11 protein-coding genes and 2 pseudogenes are annotated in these 17,054 nt (G+C 60.7%); 8 read left to right on the top strand and 5 right to left on the bottom strand.

Annotated elements, in window-relative coordinates; genetic code table 11:
• Positions 1-78 precede the first annotated feature (78 nt).
• The 7 genes and pseudogenes from cpdA to JFV26_RS02890 all read left to right on the top strand — a co-directional run bounded on the left by cpdA (position 79) and on the right by JFV26_RS02890 (position 8,328).
• Complete coding sequence (gene cpdA / locus JFV26_RS02920; protein ID WP_201189569.1) at positions 79-894, top strand: 3',5'-cyclic-AMP phosphodiesterase; 816 nt, start codon at positions 79-81, stop codon at positions 892-894.
• Between the two features lie 194 nt (positions 895-1,088).
• Entirely contained in the window at positions 1,089-1,697 is a 609-nt protein-coding gene (locus JFV26_RS02915) for a YqiA/YcfP family alpha/beta fold hydrolase (protein ID WP_201189567.1), read from the top strand.
• 52 nt (positions 1,698-1,749) lie between these two features.
• Positions 1,750-3,654, top strand: coding sequence for a DNA topoisomerase IV subunit B (gene parE / locus JFV26_RS02910; protein ID WP_201189565.1), 1,905 nt, complete (start codon positions 1,750-1,752; stop codon positions 3,652-3,654).
• A pseudogene (locus JFV26_RS02905) lies at positions 3,654-4,642 on the top strand (esterase-like activity of phytase family protein). Before parE ends, JFV26_RS02905 begins: the two are co-directional and overlap by 1 nt.
• On the top strand, positions 4,639-5,160 hold the full coding sequence (locus JFV26_RS02900; protein WP_201189563.1) for a TIGR02281 family clan AA aspartic protease: 522 nt from the start codon (positions 4,639-4,641) through the stop codon (positions 5,158-5,160). Before JFV26_RS02905 ends, JFV26_RS02900 begins: the two are co-directional and overlap by 4 nt.
• Positions 5,161-5,170: 10 nt before the next feature.
• Positions 5,171-7,438, top strand: a complete 2,268-nt coding sequence (gene parC, locus JFV26_RS02895; RefSeq protein ID WP_201189561.1) for a DNA topoisomerase IV subunit A — start codon at positions 5,171-5,173, stop codon at positions 7,436-7,438.
• 176 nt (positions 7,439-7,614) lie between these two features.
• Positions 7,615-8,328, top strand: coding sequence for a PqiC family protein (locus JFV26_RS02890; protein ID WP_201189559.1), 714 nt, complete (start codon positions 7,615-7,617; stop codon positions 8,326-8,328).
• A gap of 249 nt (positions 8,329-8,577) precedes the next feature.
• Here the strand turns inward: JFV26_RS02890 and JFV26_RS02885 are convergent, their stop codons facing one another.
• Entirely contained in the window at positions 8,578-10,104 is a 1,527-nt protein-coding gene (locus JFV26_RS02885) for an AhpA/YtjB family protein (protein ID WP_201189557.1), read from the bottom strand.
• Between the two features lie 134 nt (positions 10,105-10,238).
• On the opposite strand from JFV26_RS02885, the gene serB reads away from it, so the two are divergent.
• Positions 10,239-11,453 carry a phosphoserine phosphatase SerB gene (serB, locus tag JFV26_RS02880; RefSeq protein ID WP_201189555.1) on the top strand — a complete coding sequence of 405 codons (1,215 nt, stop codon included), beginning with the start codon at positions 10,239-10,241 and terminating at the stop codon, positions 11,451-11,453.
• Positions 11,454-11,563: 110 nt separating this feature from the next.
• On the opposite strand, the gene JFV26_RS02875 is transcribed toward serB, so the two are convergent.
• The 4 genes and pseudogenes from JFV26_RS02875 to JFV26_RS02860 all read right to left on the bottom strand — a co-directional run bounded on the left by JFV26_RS02875 (position 11,564) and on the right by JFV26_RS02860 (position 16,975).
• Positions 11,564-13,354 (bottom strand): molecular chaperone, encoded by a 1,791-nt coding sequence (locus JFV26_RS02875; RefSeq protein ID WP_201189553.1) that lies wholly within the window; start codon positions 13,352-13,354, stop codon positions 11,564-11,566.
• Between the two features lie 232 nt (positions 13,355-13,586).
• Positions 13,587-14,446 (bottom strand): annotated as a pseudogene (asd, locus tag JFV26_RS02870) (archaetidylserine decarboxylase).
• Positions 14,447-14,464: 18 nt separating this feature from the next.
• Positions 14,465-15,280: a rhodanese-like domain-containing protein gene (locus JFV26_RS02865; protein WP_201189551.1), complete on the bottom strand. Its 816-nt coding sequence runs from the start codon at positions 15,278-15,280 to the stop codon at positions 14,465-14,467.
• Between the two features lie 162 nt (positions 15,281-15,442).
• The gene (locus JFV26_RS02860) at positions 15,443-16,975 is read right to left on the bottom strand and encodes an HDOD domain-containing protein (protein WP_201189549.1); all 1,533 of its coding nucleotides are present in this window, start codon (positions 16,973-16,975) and stop codon (positions 15,443-15,445) included.
• Positions 16,976-17,054: the final 79 nt, after the last annotated feature.

The raw sequence follows: 17,054 nt of genomic DNA, 5'->3' as shown, positions 1-17,054 counted from the left end.
GCGGTTTCCTCTTTTAACCTTCCCCCAGCATAATTGCGGTCTATATTTAATCCCGCGATCACGCCCAGGGAGAGCGTCTTGCCGAGCGTATCCACATTGACCACCGCCGATTCGGCGTTGCTGGTACAGCTGTCCGACAGTCACCTGTTTGCCGAGGCGGACGGCACGCTGCTGGGCATGAACACGCGCGACAGCCTGCAAAAGGTCATTGATCTGGTACGGCTGCAACAGCCGCAGATTGATTTGATCATTGCCAGTGGCGACATTTCCCAGGACGGGACGCTGGAGTCCTATCAGCAGTTTCGCGACCTGACGCGGCAGCTTGATGCGCCGGCGCGGTGGATTCCCGGCAATCATGATGAACCGCTGATCATGGCCGAGGCGGCGGTACACAGTGCGTTGCTGGAACCGGTGGTGGATATCGGTAATTGGCGAATCACGCTGCTCGATTCGGCGGTGCCCGGCTCGGTGCCGGGGTATTTGCAGGATGAGCAGTTGCAGTTGCTGGCGCGTTCATTGAGTGAGGCGCCGGAGCGGCATCATCTGGTGTGTTTCCACCATCACCCGGTATCGATTGGTTGTGCGTGGATGGAGCCGATCGGGTTGCGCAATCCTGAGGGGTTGTTTGCGGTGCTGGATCGGTTTCCTCAGGTGCGTGCGGTTTTGTGGGGGCATGTGCATCAGGAGATTGATCGAATGCGCGATGGGGTACGGCTGATCGCTTCGCCTTCGACCTGCATTCAGTTTGAGCCGGGGAGTGAGGACTTCAAGGTCGGGGAGCAGGCACCAGGGTATCGGTGGTTGCGGCTGATGCCGGATGGGCTGATTGAGACCGGTGTGGAGCGCGTCACCGGCTTCGACTTCACGGTCGATTACGGTTCTAACGGTTACTGACTGCCCCTGTAGGAGCTGCCGAAGGCTGCGATCTTTTGATCTTGACCTTTTTCAGGCCCCTATAGATCAAAGTCAAAAGATCGCAGCCTTCGGCAGCTCCTGCGGGGCTGTGTTCATTTCGATGGATGCCGGCACCCAACACGTCTCGACTCCCTGTAAACTGCGCCTCTTTAACCGACGCACAGGGAGCTCAAATGTCCGGTTCGATCCTTTATATCCACGGTTTCAACAGCGCGCCGGCCTCGAAGAAGGCCTGTCAGTTGATCAATGTGATGGACCGTCTGGGCTTGAGCGATCAATTGCGGGTTCCGGCCTTGCATCACCACCCGCGCGAGGCCATCGGTCAGCTAAACCGGGCGATTGAAGCGCTGGGGCGGCCACTGCTGGTCGGCAGCTCACTCGGCGGCTACTATGCCACTTACTTGGCCGAGCACCATGGCCTCAAGGCCCTGCTGATCAACCCTGCCGTCAGTCCGCACCGGATGTTTGACGGGTATCTGGGGACGCAGAAAAACCTGTATACCGATGAAGCCTGGGAATTGACCCACGACCATGTGACGGCCCTGGCCGAGCTGGAAGTGCCGGCGCCCCAGGATCCGCAGCGCTATCAGGTGTGGTTGCAGACCGGCGACGAAACGCTGGACTACCGCCTCGCCCAGCAGTATTACCGAGCCTGTGCCTTGCGCATCCAGGCCGGCGGCGACCATGGTTTCCAGGGCTTTGCCGAACAATTGCCGGCCATGTTGAGTTTTGCCGGCATCGGCGCAGATTTGTATCAGTCGATTGATTTCACCGCTCTATAGCTTCGCCTCTTTTTCACAGAACACTCTTTTCACTGAAGGACGACGAGACCCCATGGCCACTCCCAGCGCTAGCTCTTATAACGCAGACGCCATCGAAGTCCTCTCGGGCCTCGACCCGGTGCGTAAACGCCCCGGCATGTACACCGACACCAGTCGGCCGAACCACCTTGCCCAGGAAGTCATCGACAACAGCGTCGACGAAGCCTTGGCCGGGCACGCGACGTCGGTGCAGGTCATCCTGCACGCCGATCACTCCCTGGAAGTCAGCGATGATGGCCGTGGCATGCCGGTGGACATTCACCCGGAAGAGGGGGTGTCGGGCGTCGAGCTGATCCTCACCAAACTCCATGCGGGCGGCAAGTTTTCCAACAAGAACTACCAGTTCTCCGGCGGTTTGCACGGGGTAGGTATTTCCGTGGTCAACGCCTTGTCGAACGAAGTCCGTGTCCGCGTAAAGCGTGACGGCAATGAATACCAGATGACTTTTGCTGACGGTTACAAGAAAACCGAGCTGGAAGTCATTGGCACTGTCGGCAAGCGCAACACCGGCACCAGCGTGTTCTTCGCGCCGGACCCGAAGTATTTCGATTCACCAAAATTCTCCATCAGCCGCCTCAAGCACGTGCTCAAGGCCAAGGCCGTTCTGTGCCCGGGGCTGCTGGTCAGTTTTGAAGACAAGGCCACCGGCGAAAAAGTCGAATGGCACTACGAAGATGGCCTGCGCTCCTACCTGGTAGACGCGGTCAACGGCTTCGAGCGTCTGCCGGACGAGCCGTTCTGCGGCAGCCTGGCCGGAAATAAAGAAGCGGTCGATTGGGCGCTACTGTGGTTGCCGGAAGGCGGCGACAGCGTGCAGGAAAGCTACGTCAACCTGATCCCTACGGCTCAGGGCGGTACCCACGTCAACGGTTTGCGTCAGGGCCTGCTCGACGCGATGCGCGAGTTCTGTGAGTTCCGCAGCCTGCTGCCGCGCGGTGTGAAGCTGGCGCCGGAAGACGTCTGGGAACGCATTGCGTTCGTCCTGTCGATGAAAATGCAGGAACCGCAATTCTCCGGCCAGACCAAAGAACGACTGTCGTCCCGTGAAGCGGCGGCGTTTGTCTCCGGTGTAGTCAAGGATGCATTCAGCCTGTGGCTCAACGCCAACCCGGAAACCGGCATGCTGCTGGCGGAGCTGGCGATCAACAACGCCGGCCGTCGTCTGAAGGCGAGCAAGAAGGTCGAGCGCAAGCGCGTCACCGCGGGTCCGGCATTGCCGGGCAAACTCGCCGATTGCGCCGGGCAGGACCCGATGCGTTCCGAACTGTTCCTGGTCGAAGGTGATTCCGCCGGCGGTTCGGCCAAGCAGGCGCGGGACAAAGAGTTTCAAGCGATCCTGCCGTTGCGCGGCAAGATCCTGAACACCTGGGAAGTCGACGGCAGCGAAGTGCTGGCCAGCCAGGAAGTGCACAACATCGCCGTGGCCATCGGTGTCGATCCGGGCTCGGCAGACATCGCCCAGCTGCGTTACGGCAAGATCTGCATCCTTGCCGACGCCGACTCCGACGGTCTGCACATTGCGACCTTGCTTTGCGCCTTGTTCGTCCAGCACTTCCGCCCGTTGGTGGATGCCGGTCACGTCTACGTCGCGATGCCGCCGCTGTACCGCATCGACTTGGGCAAAGAGATTTACTACGCCCTGGACGAAGCCGAGCGCGATGGCATCCTTGACCGTCTGGTGGCCGAGAAGAAACGCGGCAAGCCGCAGGTCACCCGATTTAAAGGTCTGGGTGAAATGAACCCGCCGCAACTGCGCGAAACCACCATGGACCCGAACACGCGGCGCCTGGTGCAGTTGACGCTGGAAGATTACGACGCCACCGCCGAAATGATGGACATGCTGCTGGCGAAGAAACGCGCCGGTGATCGCAAGTCCTGGCTGGAATCCAAAGGCAACCTGGCCGAGGTTCTGGGCTGATGCGGTTTGGCTTTGCCCTGGCGTGTGCGTTGCTGCTGGTCTCGGTAACGGCGTCTGCCGAACCGGCGCCAGAGCTGCGCCTGTTGTCCGAACATGCCGTCGATGGCATGCGCGGCGGCAACCTGTCGGGGCTGGCCCAATGCGGCAAAGAACTGTGGACTGTTTCCGATCGCGACGATGATCAAATCTACCGTCTCGACACCAGCGCCAACACCTGGCAAGCCGAAACCGTGCGCCTCGACGTACCACCCGTGCCCGACAGCGGTTTGCCCTTGGGATTGAGTTCGCGTAATTGGGCGGCGTCTTTCGTGCGCGGTGGGGACCTGGATTTCGAAGGCATCACCTGTGACAGCGCCGGCAATCGCTACATTGTCAGCGAAGGCCACGCGGCCGTGCTGCAAGTGTCGCCGCAGGGTACTGCGTCGTGGCTGAAAATCTCGCCGATGCTGGTCCGCGAAGCGCGGGCCAGTGGCATGCTGCTGCAATTCAATGCGCTGTTCGAAGGCTTGGCGATCAACCCGGCGGGCGACGAGATGTGGCTCGCCGCCGAGCGTCAAAGCCGTGGTTTACTGCGGATCAAGCGCAAACAGACCGTGTGGGATTGTGACGGTGGCTGTGTGCTGTTGAGCGAGGGGGCATGGAAATGCAACCGCCGCAGTTTCCCAAGGCCAAACCGGTTAACCGGGATTTTTCCGACCTGTCATTGTTCAACGGCAAGTTGTTTACCCTTGAACGCAATGCCTATCAGATCTGTCGTCGCGACCCGCAAACGGCCAAAGTCGAGCGCTGTTGGTCGTATGCCGCCGAGTTGTTGCAGGAAAACCGTCGTTACTCACAGAACTATGGGCTGGAAGAGGCGTTTATCATTGATGCCGACGGTGCCTGGATTGGTGTCGACAACAACTTCGGTGCCCGCGCCGATGGTGAAGTCCGCCCGATTGTCTGGCGCTTCGCCGCGCCTGAAGGTGGTTGGAGCGCCAAACCGTGAGTCAGCAACCGCCGGGCAAACGCGCCGCTCGGGTGTTCATGATCTTGGCCTGGTGCGCGGCATTGTTTTTGGCGACACGGTTTTTCGGGCAGTTGGAAGAACGTCAGCAAAACCCTAATGCGGTGGTCAGTTCGCAGCAGGGCGAAGGTTTTGTCGAAGTGAAACTGGTTGGCAACAACCAGGGGCATTTCGTCGCCAGCGGCCAGATCAACGGCCAGCCGGTGGATTTCATGCTCGATACCGGGGCGACCGATGTGTCGATCCCGCAGGAATTGGCCGAACGGCTGAAACTGGACAAAGGCTTCGGGGTGACCCTGAGCACGGCCAACGGTTTGAGCCAGGGTTATCGAACCCGCATCGACCGGCTGCAACTGGGCGATATCGTGCTGCGTGATGTTCGCGCGCTGGTCGCGCCAGGCCTGGAAGGCAATCAGGTGCTGCTCGGTATGAGCGCGCTGAACAAACTTGAATTTACCCAGCGCGGTGGCACCATGCTGCTGCGCCAGACAACGAAATGATGAGGCCCGCATGAGCGACTCCCTTGATCTCAGCCTGGACGGTGTAGAGCGCCGGTCACTGGCTGACTTCACCGAAAATGCCTACCTCAACTACTCCATGTACGTGATCATGGACCGTGCCTTGCCGCATATCGGCGACGGCCTGAAACCGGTACAGCGGCGCATCATCTATGCGATGAGCGAGTTGGGGCTGGACGCTGATTCCAAGCACAAGAAGTCGGCGCGTACCGTCGGCGACGTGCTCGGCAAGTTCCACCCGCACGGCGACTCGGCGTGCTACGAAGCCATGGTCCTGATGGCCCAGCCGTTCAGCTATCGCTACACGCTGGTCGACGGTCAGGGTAACTGGGGTGCGCCGGATGATCCCAAGTCCTTCGCTGCCATGCGCTACACCGAAGCGCGGTTATCGCGTTATTCCGAAGTGCTGCTCAGCGAACTGGGCCAGGGCACGGCGGACTGGGGCCCGAACTTCGACGGCACCCTCGACGAACCGCTGGTGTTGCCGGCACGTTTGCCGAACATTCTGCTCAACGGCACCACCGGCATTGCCGTGGGCATGGCCACCGACGTACCGCCGCACAACCTGCGCGAAGTCGCGACGGCCTGTGTGCGTTTGCTCGATGAGCCCAAGGCCACGGTCGAACAGCTCTGCGAACACATCCAGGGTCCGGATTACCCGACTGAAGCGGAAATCATCACCCCGCGCGCCGACCTGCTGAAAATGTACGAAACCGGCAAGGGCTCGGTGCGCATGCGCGCCGTGTACCACGTCGAAGACGGCGACATTGTTGTCACTGCGCTGCCGCATCAGGTCTCTGGTGCCAAGGTACTGGAGCAGATCGCGGCGATGATGCAGGCCAAGCCTTCCAAGGCCCCGCAAATCGCCGACCTGCGCGACGAATCCGACCACGAAAACCCGTGCCGGATCGTGATCATTCCCGGCTCGCGGAAAAACTTTGACCACGATGCGTTGATGCAGCACCTGTTCGCCAGCACCGAGCTGGAGTCGAGCTACCGGGTGAACATCAACATTATCGGTCTGGATGGCAAGCCGCAGCTCAAGAATCTGCGTGCGTTGTTGGTTGAGTGGCTGGAGTTCCGCGTCAACACCGTGCGTCGTCGTCTGCAATTCCGCCTGGACAAGGTCGAGCGTCGCCTGCACCTGTTGGACGGTTTGTTGATCGCCTACCTCAACCTGGATGAAGTGATTCACATCATTCGCACCGAGGAGCACCCGAAAGCGGCGCTGATCGCACGTTTCGCCCTCAGCGAAATCCAGGCCGACTACATTCTGGACACCCGTTTGCGTCAGTTGGCGCGACTGGAAGAAATGAAGTTGCGTGCCGAGCAGGATGAACTGCTCAAGGAACAAGCCAAGTTGCAAGCCCTGCTGGGCAGCGAAGCCAAGCTTAAGAAACTGGTGCGCACCGAGCTGATCAAGGATGCCGAAACCTATGGCGACGACCGTCGTTCGCCAATCGTCGAGCGTACCGAAGCCAAAGCCCTGACCGAACACGACCTGCTGCCGAACGAGAAAGTGACGGTGGTGCTGTCGGAAAAAGGCTGGATTCGTTCCGCCAAGGGGCATGAAATCGACGCCACCGGGCTGTCCTACAAGGCCGGGGACGGGTTCAAGGCCTTGGCGCCGGGTCGTTCAAACCAGTTTGCGGTGTTTATCGACTCCACCGGCCGCAGTTATTCGGTGGCCGCGCACACCTTGCCATCAGCCCGAGGCCAGGGCGAACCGCTGACCGGTCGTCTGACGCCGCCGCCAGGGGCGACCTTCGAATGCGTGCTGATGCCGGAAGACGATTCGCTGTACGTGATCGCCTCCGACGCCGGTTACGGTTTCGTGGTCAAGGGTGAAGACTTTCAGGCCAAGAACAAGGCCGGTAAAGCCCTGCTGAGCTTGCCGAACAACTCGAAAGTCATCCTGCCGCGCCCGGTCGCCGATCGCGAGAACAACTGGCTGGCCTCGGTCACGACCGAAGGTCGCCTGCTGATCTTCAAAATCAGCGACCTGCCACAATTAGGCAAGGGCAAAGGCAACAAGATCATCGGGATCTCCGGCGAGCGTGTGGCCAGTCGCGAAGAATATGTCACGGACATTGCGGTTCTGCCGGATGGCGCCACGTTGGTGCTGCAGGCTGGAAAACGTACCTTGTCACTGAAAGCGGACGACCTGGAACACTACAAAGGTGAACGCGGTCGTCGTGGTAACAAATTGCCACGTGGCTTCCAGCGGGTAGATGCGCTGCTCGTCGAAAACCTCAATTAGGCGTGCTAGAGGCGCTGATCTACGATTTAACGCGTAGATCGGCGCTTTCGCGCTGGAGTCGGAACGCATATTCACGGATGATATGGCCTTTCAAGCGCCGGCGTGGCCGAGCGTTCTTCATATTTATTGAGTATTTTCACTGTGGTTAGCCTTGTGGCAGCCACCTGGATGGGACGATGACTGCTCTGCGCCTTCCGTTAATTTTGATGCTCGCTGGCGTTCTTGGCCTGGCGGGTTGCAGCGTACACCAGCCGGTGTCGTTGTATCAGCTGGACAGCGGAAGCCCGGCTCAGCCTGCGCAAAGCGCTGGCATGGCTGTTTTGTTGGGCCCGGTAACGATTGCTGACTACCTGCAACGTGAAACCCTGCTGCAGCGTCAGCCGGATGGCAGCCTTCAGGCGTCGGTCGATGGACGCTGGGCGGGTAGCTTGTCCTCGGATATCGATCAGTTGCTGCTGCGTCAGGTGGCCGGTCATCTGGACAGCCAGCGCGTAGTGTTGGCGCCGGCGACATTGGGTTTTGCCCCGGATGTTCAGGTGCTCCTGACGATTACTCGCCTGGACTCGGGTGAGTCGCAGCCGGCGATCCTGGATGCGCAGTGGCGTCTGATCGACCGTCGTGGCCAGGTTCGCGATAACCGCATCATTCATCTGCAAGAACAGCATGCCGGCGGGACGGCGGCTCAGGTCCAGGCTCAGGGTGTGTTGCTACAGCGTCTGGCGGAGCAGCTTTCTGTAGCGCTGAAGCCTCTGGCCAATCAGCCACCGATTGCTGACGCACCGCGTAAACAGGCGGCCAAACCTGTGGCGCCTGCTGCCGACCAGGACAAGCAGCCGAAGATTCCGATGGCGTCGCCGATTCGCACCGATATGGAAGTGTTCAGGTTCTAAGCCTGGATTGATCCAATACGAAGCCCGCAGATGCGGGCTTTGTTGTTTCTGCGGGTTGGAATCTTCGGTGTTGCTGGTGGCCTTATCGCGGGCAAGCCTTGCTCCTACAAGGGGCGGTGGCGTGCACCGATAGCGTGAACGACCTCATCCCGTGGGAGCAAGGCTTGCCCGCGATGGCGTCGGAGAGAACAACAAAAAAGCCCGCAGGCGAGTGATCATCTGCGGGCTTCGTTGTAACGGTATTAAGACTTACGCCCGGCGCTCATGCATCCGCGCCAGTTGCCGCTCCAGCATCGACGGATAAGGCTCCATCAACCGCTCTACACAGCAGGCGCCTTCGGGGCTGGCGATCGGCCGGATCCGCGCACGTTGGCGAATCAGCACGTCGTCGCCGATCTTGCGCTCGACCAGCAGCAGGTTGCGGCTGTGTTGCGAGAGGGCCAGGGCGTCCTGGGCCGACTCGGTCAGCAGCAGGTCGATCTGGCTCAGACCGAACAAATCGTCGCCCAAGGTCAGGCCCAGTTGCAATTGCAGGGTGATGCCGCTGTCGGCGACCTCGATCTGCAACTGATGGCCCAGCGCACGCAGCAACTCACCGCAGCAAATAGCATTGGTCAGGTAGTCGTCGCCGCTGTCTTCGGTGTGGAACAGCATCAGCGTGCTGCCATCGTTCAGGGTGTGCAGTTCGCTCTGATAGAGCGAAGCGGCCTGATCGAGGCAATCACGGTAGCGCTTGAGCAGTTCTTCCAGGCGCGTGCGCGGCAGGCGACGCAGTTGATCCTGGGCGCCCAGTTGCACCGCCAGTACCGCACTGTGCTGTGGCACGTTCGATATCACGGGTTTGGCCACTGGTTTCGGTGCGTTGTCTGCCGACTCATCGCGCAGATCGGCAAACGCGTCATCGTCGTCATCGTCTTCGACGGTGCTGACAATGCGCTTTGGCGCCGGTTTCAGGCCAGCCACAGGCTTGGTTTCATCGAAGCTCGGATCCCGCAGATTGCGCACTTCAAAGGCCGGATCAGCCTCCTCGTCGTAATCGGCATCGTCGAACTCTGGCTCCGGCACAGGCTCAGGCTCGGCCGGTTCCGGGGCGAAATTGGCGTGCAGTTGACGGGCCAGGTCGCCGATTTCATCCTGACGCTCGGTGGCCGGGGTGTATTCGTCGATATTGCGCAGCCAGACCCGCAATTGCAGCAGCGGCGTGGAGATGTGCCGACCCAGACGCAGGCTCAAGGCCAGGGACAGGGCCAGCAGAATCGCACTCAAGATGCCCATGCTTTGCAGGCTGATGGTCATCGGCTGCTGGAACTGATCCATGTCCAGGCTGATGCGCAGTTGCCCGGCGGTCACGTCCTGGAAAGTGATCTTGCTCTCGTACATGCCCTCGGCTTCGCCCAACAGGCTGTGCTTGGGGCGCTGACCGGATTCGGCGAGGATGCGGTTATCCACGCTATAGATGGCGGCGTGGGCCACCAACTTGTTTTTGGTCAGGTTGTTGAGCAGCACGTTCAGGCTGAGGATGTCGTTGGACACCAACAGCTCCGTGGCGGACGTGGCAGTCTGCGTGGTCAGGCTTTCGCCCAGCGCATCCGCCTGCTCGTGCATGGCCTGCTTGAACTGCAAACCCATCACACAGGCATAGATCACCAGGGCCAGAGCGACCAGGATCACGTTATGGCTGGCAATGCGTAATGCAATCGGTACACGGCGGTGGCGCAGTGCCCGGAAGATCAGCAGGAAGAAGTTATCGGTTTTTACTGGCGTGGGCCGGTTCACTGAGCTCGGCTCTTTTGTCCGTGAAGTTGACGCGCAGTATAGCGACAGGCCCTAGACCGGCAAAGCGCTGACGGTGCCCGATGGTCACTGAAAGTGGGTAGAATGCGGTTTTTTTCCACCTGCGGGGGTGCGCCTTGCGCGAAATCGTCCTGATAAACATCACGGGAGTCGACCGTCCGGGTCTGACTGCGGCCATTACCGGCGTTCTTGCCCAGGGTGGTGTGAACATTCTCGACATCGGTCAGGCGGTGATCCACGACACCTTGTCGTTCGGCATCCTGGTTGAAATTCCTGGCACCGAGCAGGGCAAGTCGGTGCTCAAAGACATCCTGTTCAAGGGATACGAACTCGATCAGCAGGTGCGTTTCACGCCGGTGTCCGAAGAGGATTACCAGCAGTGGGTCGGCAATCAGGGCAAAAAGCGCCACATCGTCACCCTGTTGACCCGCAAAGTGACCGCCGGGCAATTGCAGGCCGTGAGTTCGATCACCGCCAAATACGGGCTGAACATCGACCATATCGATCGTCTGTCCGGACGCATGCCGCTGGATACCCCGGCCGACAAGGGCAAGGGCTGCATCGAGTTCTCCGTGCGTGGCGAAGCGGCAGATCCGCAGGCATTGCGGGCCGAGTTCCTCAGCGTCGCGCAGGAACTGAATGTCGACATCGCCTTCCAGGAAGATTCGCTGTTCCGTCGCAACCGTCGCCTGGCGGTGTTCGACATGGACTCGACGCTGATTGAAGCCGAAGTCATCGACGAACTGGCCAAGGCTGCGGGCGTGGGTGATCAGGTCTCTGAAATCACCGAACGAGCGATGGCCGGTGAACTGGACTTTCGTGAAAGCTTCAAGGAGCGCCTGGCCTTGCTCAAAGGACTGGACGTCAGCGTGCTGGACTCTATCGGTGCATCGCTGCGCCTGACCGAGGGCGCTGAAACCCTGTTCGCCGAGCTCAAGCGTCTGGGTTACAAGACCGCGATCCTGTCTGGGGGCTTCACCTACTTCGCCAAGCAATTGCAGGCCAAGCTGGGCATCGACTATGTGTTCGCCAACGAACTGGAAGTGGTGGACGGCAAAGTGACGGGCGTGGCGGTCGAGCCGATTGTTGATGCACAGCGCAAGGCGGATCTGCTCAAAGAGCTGGCCCACAAGGAAGGTTTGCGTCTGGAGCAGACCATTGCTGTGGGCGATGGCGCCAATGACCTGCCGATGCTGGCGATTGCCGGGCTGGGTGTGGCGTTCCGCGCCAAACCGCTGGTCAAGCAGTCGGCGAAACAGGCGATCTCCACCCTTGGGCTGGATGGCGTGCTGTATTTGCTGGGTTTTCGGGATCGTGACGGGCAGCTCTGATTAAAGAGCAAGATCAAAAGATCGCAGCCTTCGGCAGCTCCTACGGGGAAACGCATATCCCAATGTAGGAGCTGCCGACGGCTGCGATCCTTTGCTTTTGGAAATCCCGGTTACAACGACTTCCACAACGAATCAAAATCCTCTTGCGCCCCAACCACGCCGCTCCCCGCGGCGTTTTCATTTTTACTGGCCTCCAGCGAGCGATAGGCAAACTGGTTAAAACTGTTGGTGCTCGACACCCGTCGGTCCAGCCCGGCGCGCCGTTCCTGGCCGTTGGTGTTGATCAGCACTTTGTTGCCTTCCTGAAACGGCAGGCGTGGGGCCAGCAGGGTGGCTGGCAGGTCAATCGCGCTGATGGCCGGCAACAGCAAGCCACGCAAGTACTGACTGTGATCGTCGCGGGTGCGCACCAATTGCAGGCCACAAGGCTCGGCGTAAGGTGCGACTTGCTCGATTCCCATCTGCGTGCCGCCGCCGCGCACTTGGCGAATCCAGCGCACCACGGCGATGCTCCAACCCTGACCGGCAGAATCCTCAATACCGACCATTTCACCGGCCTGTAGCTCGGCGGGTACGGCGCCGGGCCACGCCAGGCAATAACCGCCGGGGCTGTGATTGACCACCGGCAGGGCGTAAGTCGGGAAGTGCCGGTTACGGTCGCCAGCCTCGTGGCTGTCGTCGTTTTGCAGTTGCGGGTATTCAATTTCTTCGTAGGGCAGCAGGGCGTCGTTGTTGCCGTTGGGCGCGGCGTCGAAGGCATGACTCCAGTTGTCTTTCCCTCCACCTGCCGGGGAGGCCACCGAAAACTGCGCCAGCCGACCTGTCGGGTTTTTCAGGATGTCGCTGAACGAGCGTTGCCCGCCCAGATAAAAGTGCAACGCGCTCATGCCCACGCACAGGGTCAAGGTGCCATTGCCGACGGTGCGCTGGAAGCTGCGCTCGGCGGCCTGGCCCCACGCCGCGTGCAGGTGTTGCAGCGTATCCGGATTCAAGCCTGTCGGTACGGGCAACGTGGAGGACTCGTCGCCAGGATTGAGCAGGCGGGCTTCGATGGCCGCCACCAGCGGCTGCGGATCAAGCCCGAGCAAACCTTCCTGCTGCTCGGCGCGGAACTTGGCGCGATAGCGCGGCCCGGTATCGAGGTCCGGCGCGACAGCAAACAGCTCATCACCGGGGCGGCCAGGGTGCAGCGTGATCCATTTACTCCAGGGTTCCAGCACCTCGGCGAGCCGGGCGATCTGGTTCTGACGCAGTTGATTGCAACGCGAGGCGCCCAACAGAAGGGCGGCGACGTAGGTGTTTTCGATGCTCAGGTCTGGCGTCTCACTGGCCAGTTCATCGCGCACGCTTATAGTTTGCAGTCGATGCTCGCAGCCGATTCGATATAACTGATGCAGCTCCAGCCACACCCCTTCCGGCACCGGGCAGTAGAGCTGGGTCGCGCGGATCAACGGGCCGCTCAGGCAGTGGATCGCCCGTTGCAGCGCCTGAGTGAGCAGCAGCGCGCGGTCCTTGCTGAAACGCGGCGCGATCCGCATGACGATCTGTTTGTAGCCGATTGCCAAATGGCTTTGCAGCGCCTGGCAGAGGTTGGCGATCTTGCGCGAGCGCTCGTCGAGGACAATCGCCTGATGCAGGAAATGCCGCTCCAGGTGCTTGCAGACGTAATACACCTCGGGTCGCAACAACTCGAGCAGTTGCAGGCGATTGTCGCTGGGTGTCAGCAATTGATTGAGTTCGCTCAGGCCCTGATACAACTGGCGAGCAGTTTCGCCAATGTTGGCTTTGGGCAGGTTGGCGATCCAGCGCTTGAGGTCGCGCGGGGTGGCTTCGCAGAACGACAGGCGCGACTGCGTCGGGGTCGGTGCGCGCAGTAATAACGGGAGGCTGGTCTCATTCATGCCGTGGAAAAACTCCAACCGGGAAATGGGCAGTGAATGAGCTGACTGTAGCAGTTATGGCCGTCGGAGGTATTTCGACATTCGCGTCCTTTGTAGGAGCTGCCGAAGGCTGCGATTTTTTTCGTGAGGGCGCTGCAGATCAAGATCAAAAGATCGCAGCCTTCGGCAGCTCCTACAGGGGGCGGTGTGGAGTTGGAAGCGCCGAACCCCCGTGAGGGTTCGGTTCAGGGCATCAAGCGTTCGGCAAACCCAGCGCCTGGCCCATTTGTACCGGCGACAATGCGCCCAGGCCTTCAGCCCACTTCACTTGATCTGGCCCGAACAGCACGACAGCGGTCGAACCCAGTTTGAAGCGACCCAGTTCCGCCCCTTTTTCCAGATGGATCGGCGCACGGGCGGCTTCGTCGTAACGGAAGGTTTTCAGCTCGCGTTTCGGCGGCGTGACCAGCCCGGCCCAGACGGTTTCAATCGACGCCACAATCATTGCGCCCACCAGCACCACGGCCATCGGCCCGCGCTCGGTGTCGAAAATGCACGCCACGCGCTCGTTGCGGGCGAACAGCTCCGGGACGTTTTCGGCAGTGGTCTGGTTGACCGAGAAGATTCGGCCGGGATGTAGACCATCTCGCGCAGGGTGCCGGCCAGCGGCATGTGTACGCGGTGATAATCCTTCGGCGACAGATAAATAGTCGCGAAATCACCGCCCATGAACGGCGCGGCGTTTGCCGCATCGCCACCCAGCAGTTCCAGGACGCTGAAGCTGTGGCCCTTGGCCTGGAACACCCGGCCGTGTTCGATCGGGCCAAGTTGGCTGACGGCGCCGTCGGCCGGGCTGAGAATCGCGCCCAGGGTTTCGTCCAGTGGACGCGCGCCGTCTTTCAGTGCACGGGTGAAGAATGCGTTGAAGTGCTCGTAGGCAGTGAGGTCTTCGACCAGTGCCTGGGACATGTCCACTTGATAACGCTTGGCGAACCACGCAGTGAAGGCGTTCTTGAACCAGCGCACGCGGCATTCGGCAATGCAGCCGGCCAGTCGCGAGAGCAAGTGATGGGGCAGCAGGTATTGGCTGAGGATAAACAAACGCTTATTCATTAACGGTCCTTAAAAACCTTAAATCTCTATGGGGGTGTCGGGATGGTTGCCCCATTCGCCCCAGGAGCCGGCGTAGCCTTTGACCCGCGGATAACCGAGGGACTTGGCCACTAGATAGGTGAAGCCAGAACGGTGGTGAGTCTGGCAGTGGGTGATCACTTCTTTGTCTTTGCTGATGCCGAGTTGTTCGAGGATCTGCGGCATGTCGGTGCGGATGCGCAGGTTGCGCGCCTGATCCATGCCGGCAGTCCATTCGAAATTGACGGCACCCGGGATATGCCCGGCCTTGGCCGCCAGGACCTTCTCGCCGGAATACTCCAGCGGCCCACGGGCATCCCAGATCGCCAGGTCCGCAGCGCCGAGGCGGCTTTGCAGGTACTCGCGGGTGGCGGTGGGTTCGTCGTGCAGGGTCAACGCAACCGGGCCGCCGACCGGGGCCGGAATCTGGATCGACATGGGCAGGCCTTCTGCCAGCCAGGCTGGCAGACCGCCGTCGATATAGTGGTATTTGCTGTGGCCGATGACATCCAGCAACCAGATGAAACGGCCAGCCCAGCCGCCACCTTCGTCGTCATAAACCACGTAGACCGCATCGGGGTTGTGGCCCAGCTCGCCGAACAATGCTTCAAGGGCGGCATGCGTCGGCAGCAAGCCTGGCGCTGGCGCCTGACCGAGTTGCGTGCGTTTCGGATCGACAAAACGCGCGCCGGGCAGATGCCCTTCGGTATAGCGGGCGCTGCTGGTCAGGTCGACCAGTATCAGATCGCGGGCGTCGAGACGCGGGAGCAAGTCGCTCGGCTCGATGACCAGCGGCAAGCCAGAGAAGTCAGACATGTGAGGTCTCCAGAGCACAAAGGGAGGGATTGTAGCGCAGCGTCATGAGGAGCCTGTCATCCGTTATTTCCTGTAGCGCGCCACTGCAGGCCCGGCCCTTCGGGTTGTGCCTGAAAGTGGGCCCGGCGACAACGCGGTACAGGAAATAACGGATGACAGGCCCTAACGGGTGCTAAAGCTATGCAGGGCCTTTTCAATGCACTGCGCGGTTTTGCCGAAGGCTTGCACGGTAATTTCCGAGAACGGCCCACCGCCCTGGTCCGCCACCACAATCATGATCACCCGGCCATTATTGACCAGTGAACGCAGCAGCAGGTGTTCGCCGCCAAACTGCGTCCGCAGGCTGGCGGGCAGCAGTGCCGAGAATTGCGCATTGTTGGCCGGCGTCAGGCGTACCTGGGCCTGTTGCGAGAGCAAGCGTTGCAGCACGTTGCTTTGGCTGACCGCGAAATTCAGGCCTGAGGCTTCTTTCGCCAGCCCGGCGGTTTGATGCACCCGCAGATTGGCGTGGGTGCGGTCGGTCATCAGGATCATCACCCGACGCATGCCGCAGGCCACCAGCGCATCCCGTGCCGAGTTGGTCAGGTGCATCGCATTGGTAAAACGGCTCGGCTCCACCAGCAACTCGGCGCATTGCTTGCGCCACTGGGTCAGGTCTTCGGTGGTCGGGGCCGGAGCCGGCAGCAAACCGGCGTGAGTGCGATGCATGCCCCACGGCCAGAGTAGCGAAACCGCCGGGTGCCAAAGGTCCGGCATGGCGTGATGCCGCGCGCTGTTGGCGGCCTGTTGGTGCAATTGCTGTTGCACTTCATCCATCGAGATTTGCAGGTAAAGGCTGGTCAGGAACTGCCAGCGTTCACTGTGCGGGCTGTCCCAGGCCTGTTGTGCCGACAGCGCCAGACCGTTGGCCAACAGCACGGTGTTGGCCGGTTGGTTGAGCCAGCGGCGCAGGGTTGGATCGTCGTCGAGGCGGTTTTGCTGGCGCAACGGATGATCGCTGTCCCGGGCGATGCGCAGGACTTTCACCAGTTCCCGTTGCTCGTTGAGCAGCAGGCGATAGCCCTGTTGCACCCAGATCGGCAGCCGCCAGATGTCCACCAGCGCCAGGCAGATGTCCAGCAGGCGCACGCCGAACAGTTGCTTTTCGACTTTGCGCGCCGACTCGCCTTTATGGATGACCCGCAGCTCCCATTCTTCGAGCAACTGTGGATGAGTCAGCGCCATCGGCCACAGCGGCGAGAGAAACAGCAGGCTGCCCCAATGAATGTCCTGCCACAGCCGTGCCAGGCGGCTGGCGAAAAAACCATTGGCCTGTTGCGTCGCGTGCTGGCTGATCAGTTGCAATTGGCGCAGGGCCACCGGGATCTCGGCCTGAGGCACGGCGGGCAGGCGAGCGAGCAACTCTTCGGCACGTTTCAAACCGAGGCGGCTGAGCGCCACTTCAAGGTTTTCCGCAGGCTCGGTCATGCTGCCGTGGGGGTGGCGGTTGGCTTCGCGAATCACGCTCAACGCCAGGGCCGGGCTGTCCTGGATCCGCTCGGCGATGTCGCGCAATGAGCTGCGACTATTGCGAATGGCTTTGCAGACCCGGTCATGACTCTCTTGCGGAACCGGCAGGCGCACGCCATCGAGAAGCTTGACCCAGCCTTCAAGAGTGGTCGGTTTTGGGGTTGGAACGTTCGTTTCGTTAGCCATGGCTGGACGCGATCATCATTGGCGGTAAACACGCCCGGCGCGGGCTAAATTGGCTTTTCGCCTGAACTGGCTATAGTCT

This window comes from Pseudomonas sp. TH31, from assembly GCF_016650815.1.
Taxonomy (GTDB): Bacteria; Pseudomonadota; Gammaproteobacteria; order Pseudomonadales; family Pseudomonadaceae; genus Aquipseudomonas.
This window is presented reverse-complemented; position numbering and strand designations above follow the sequence as displayed.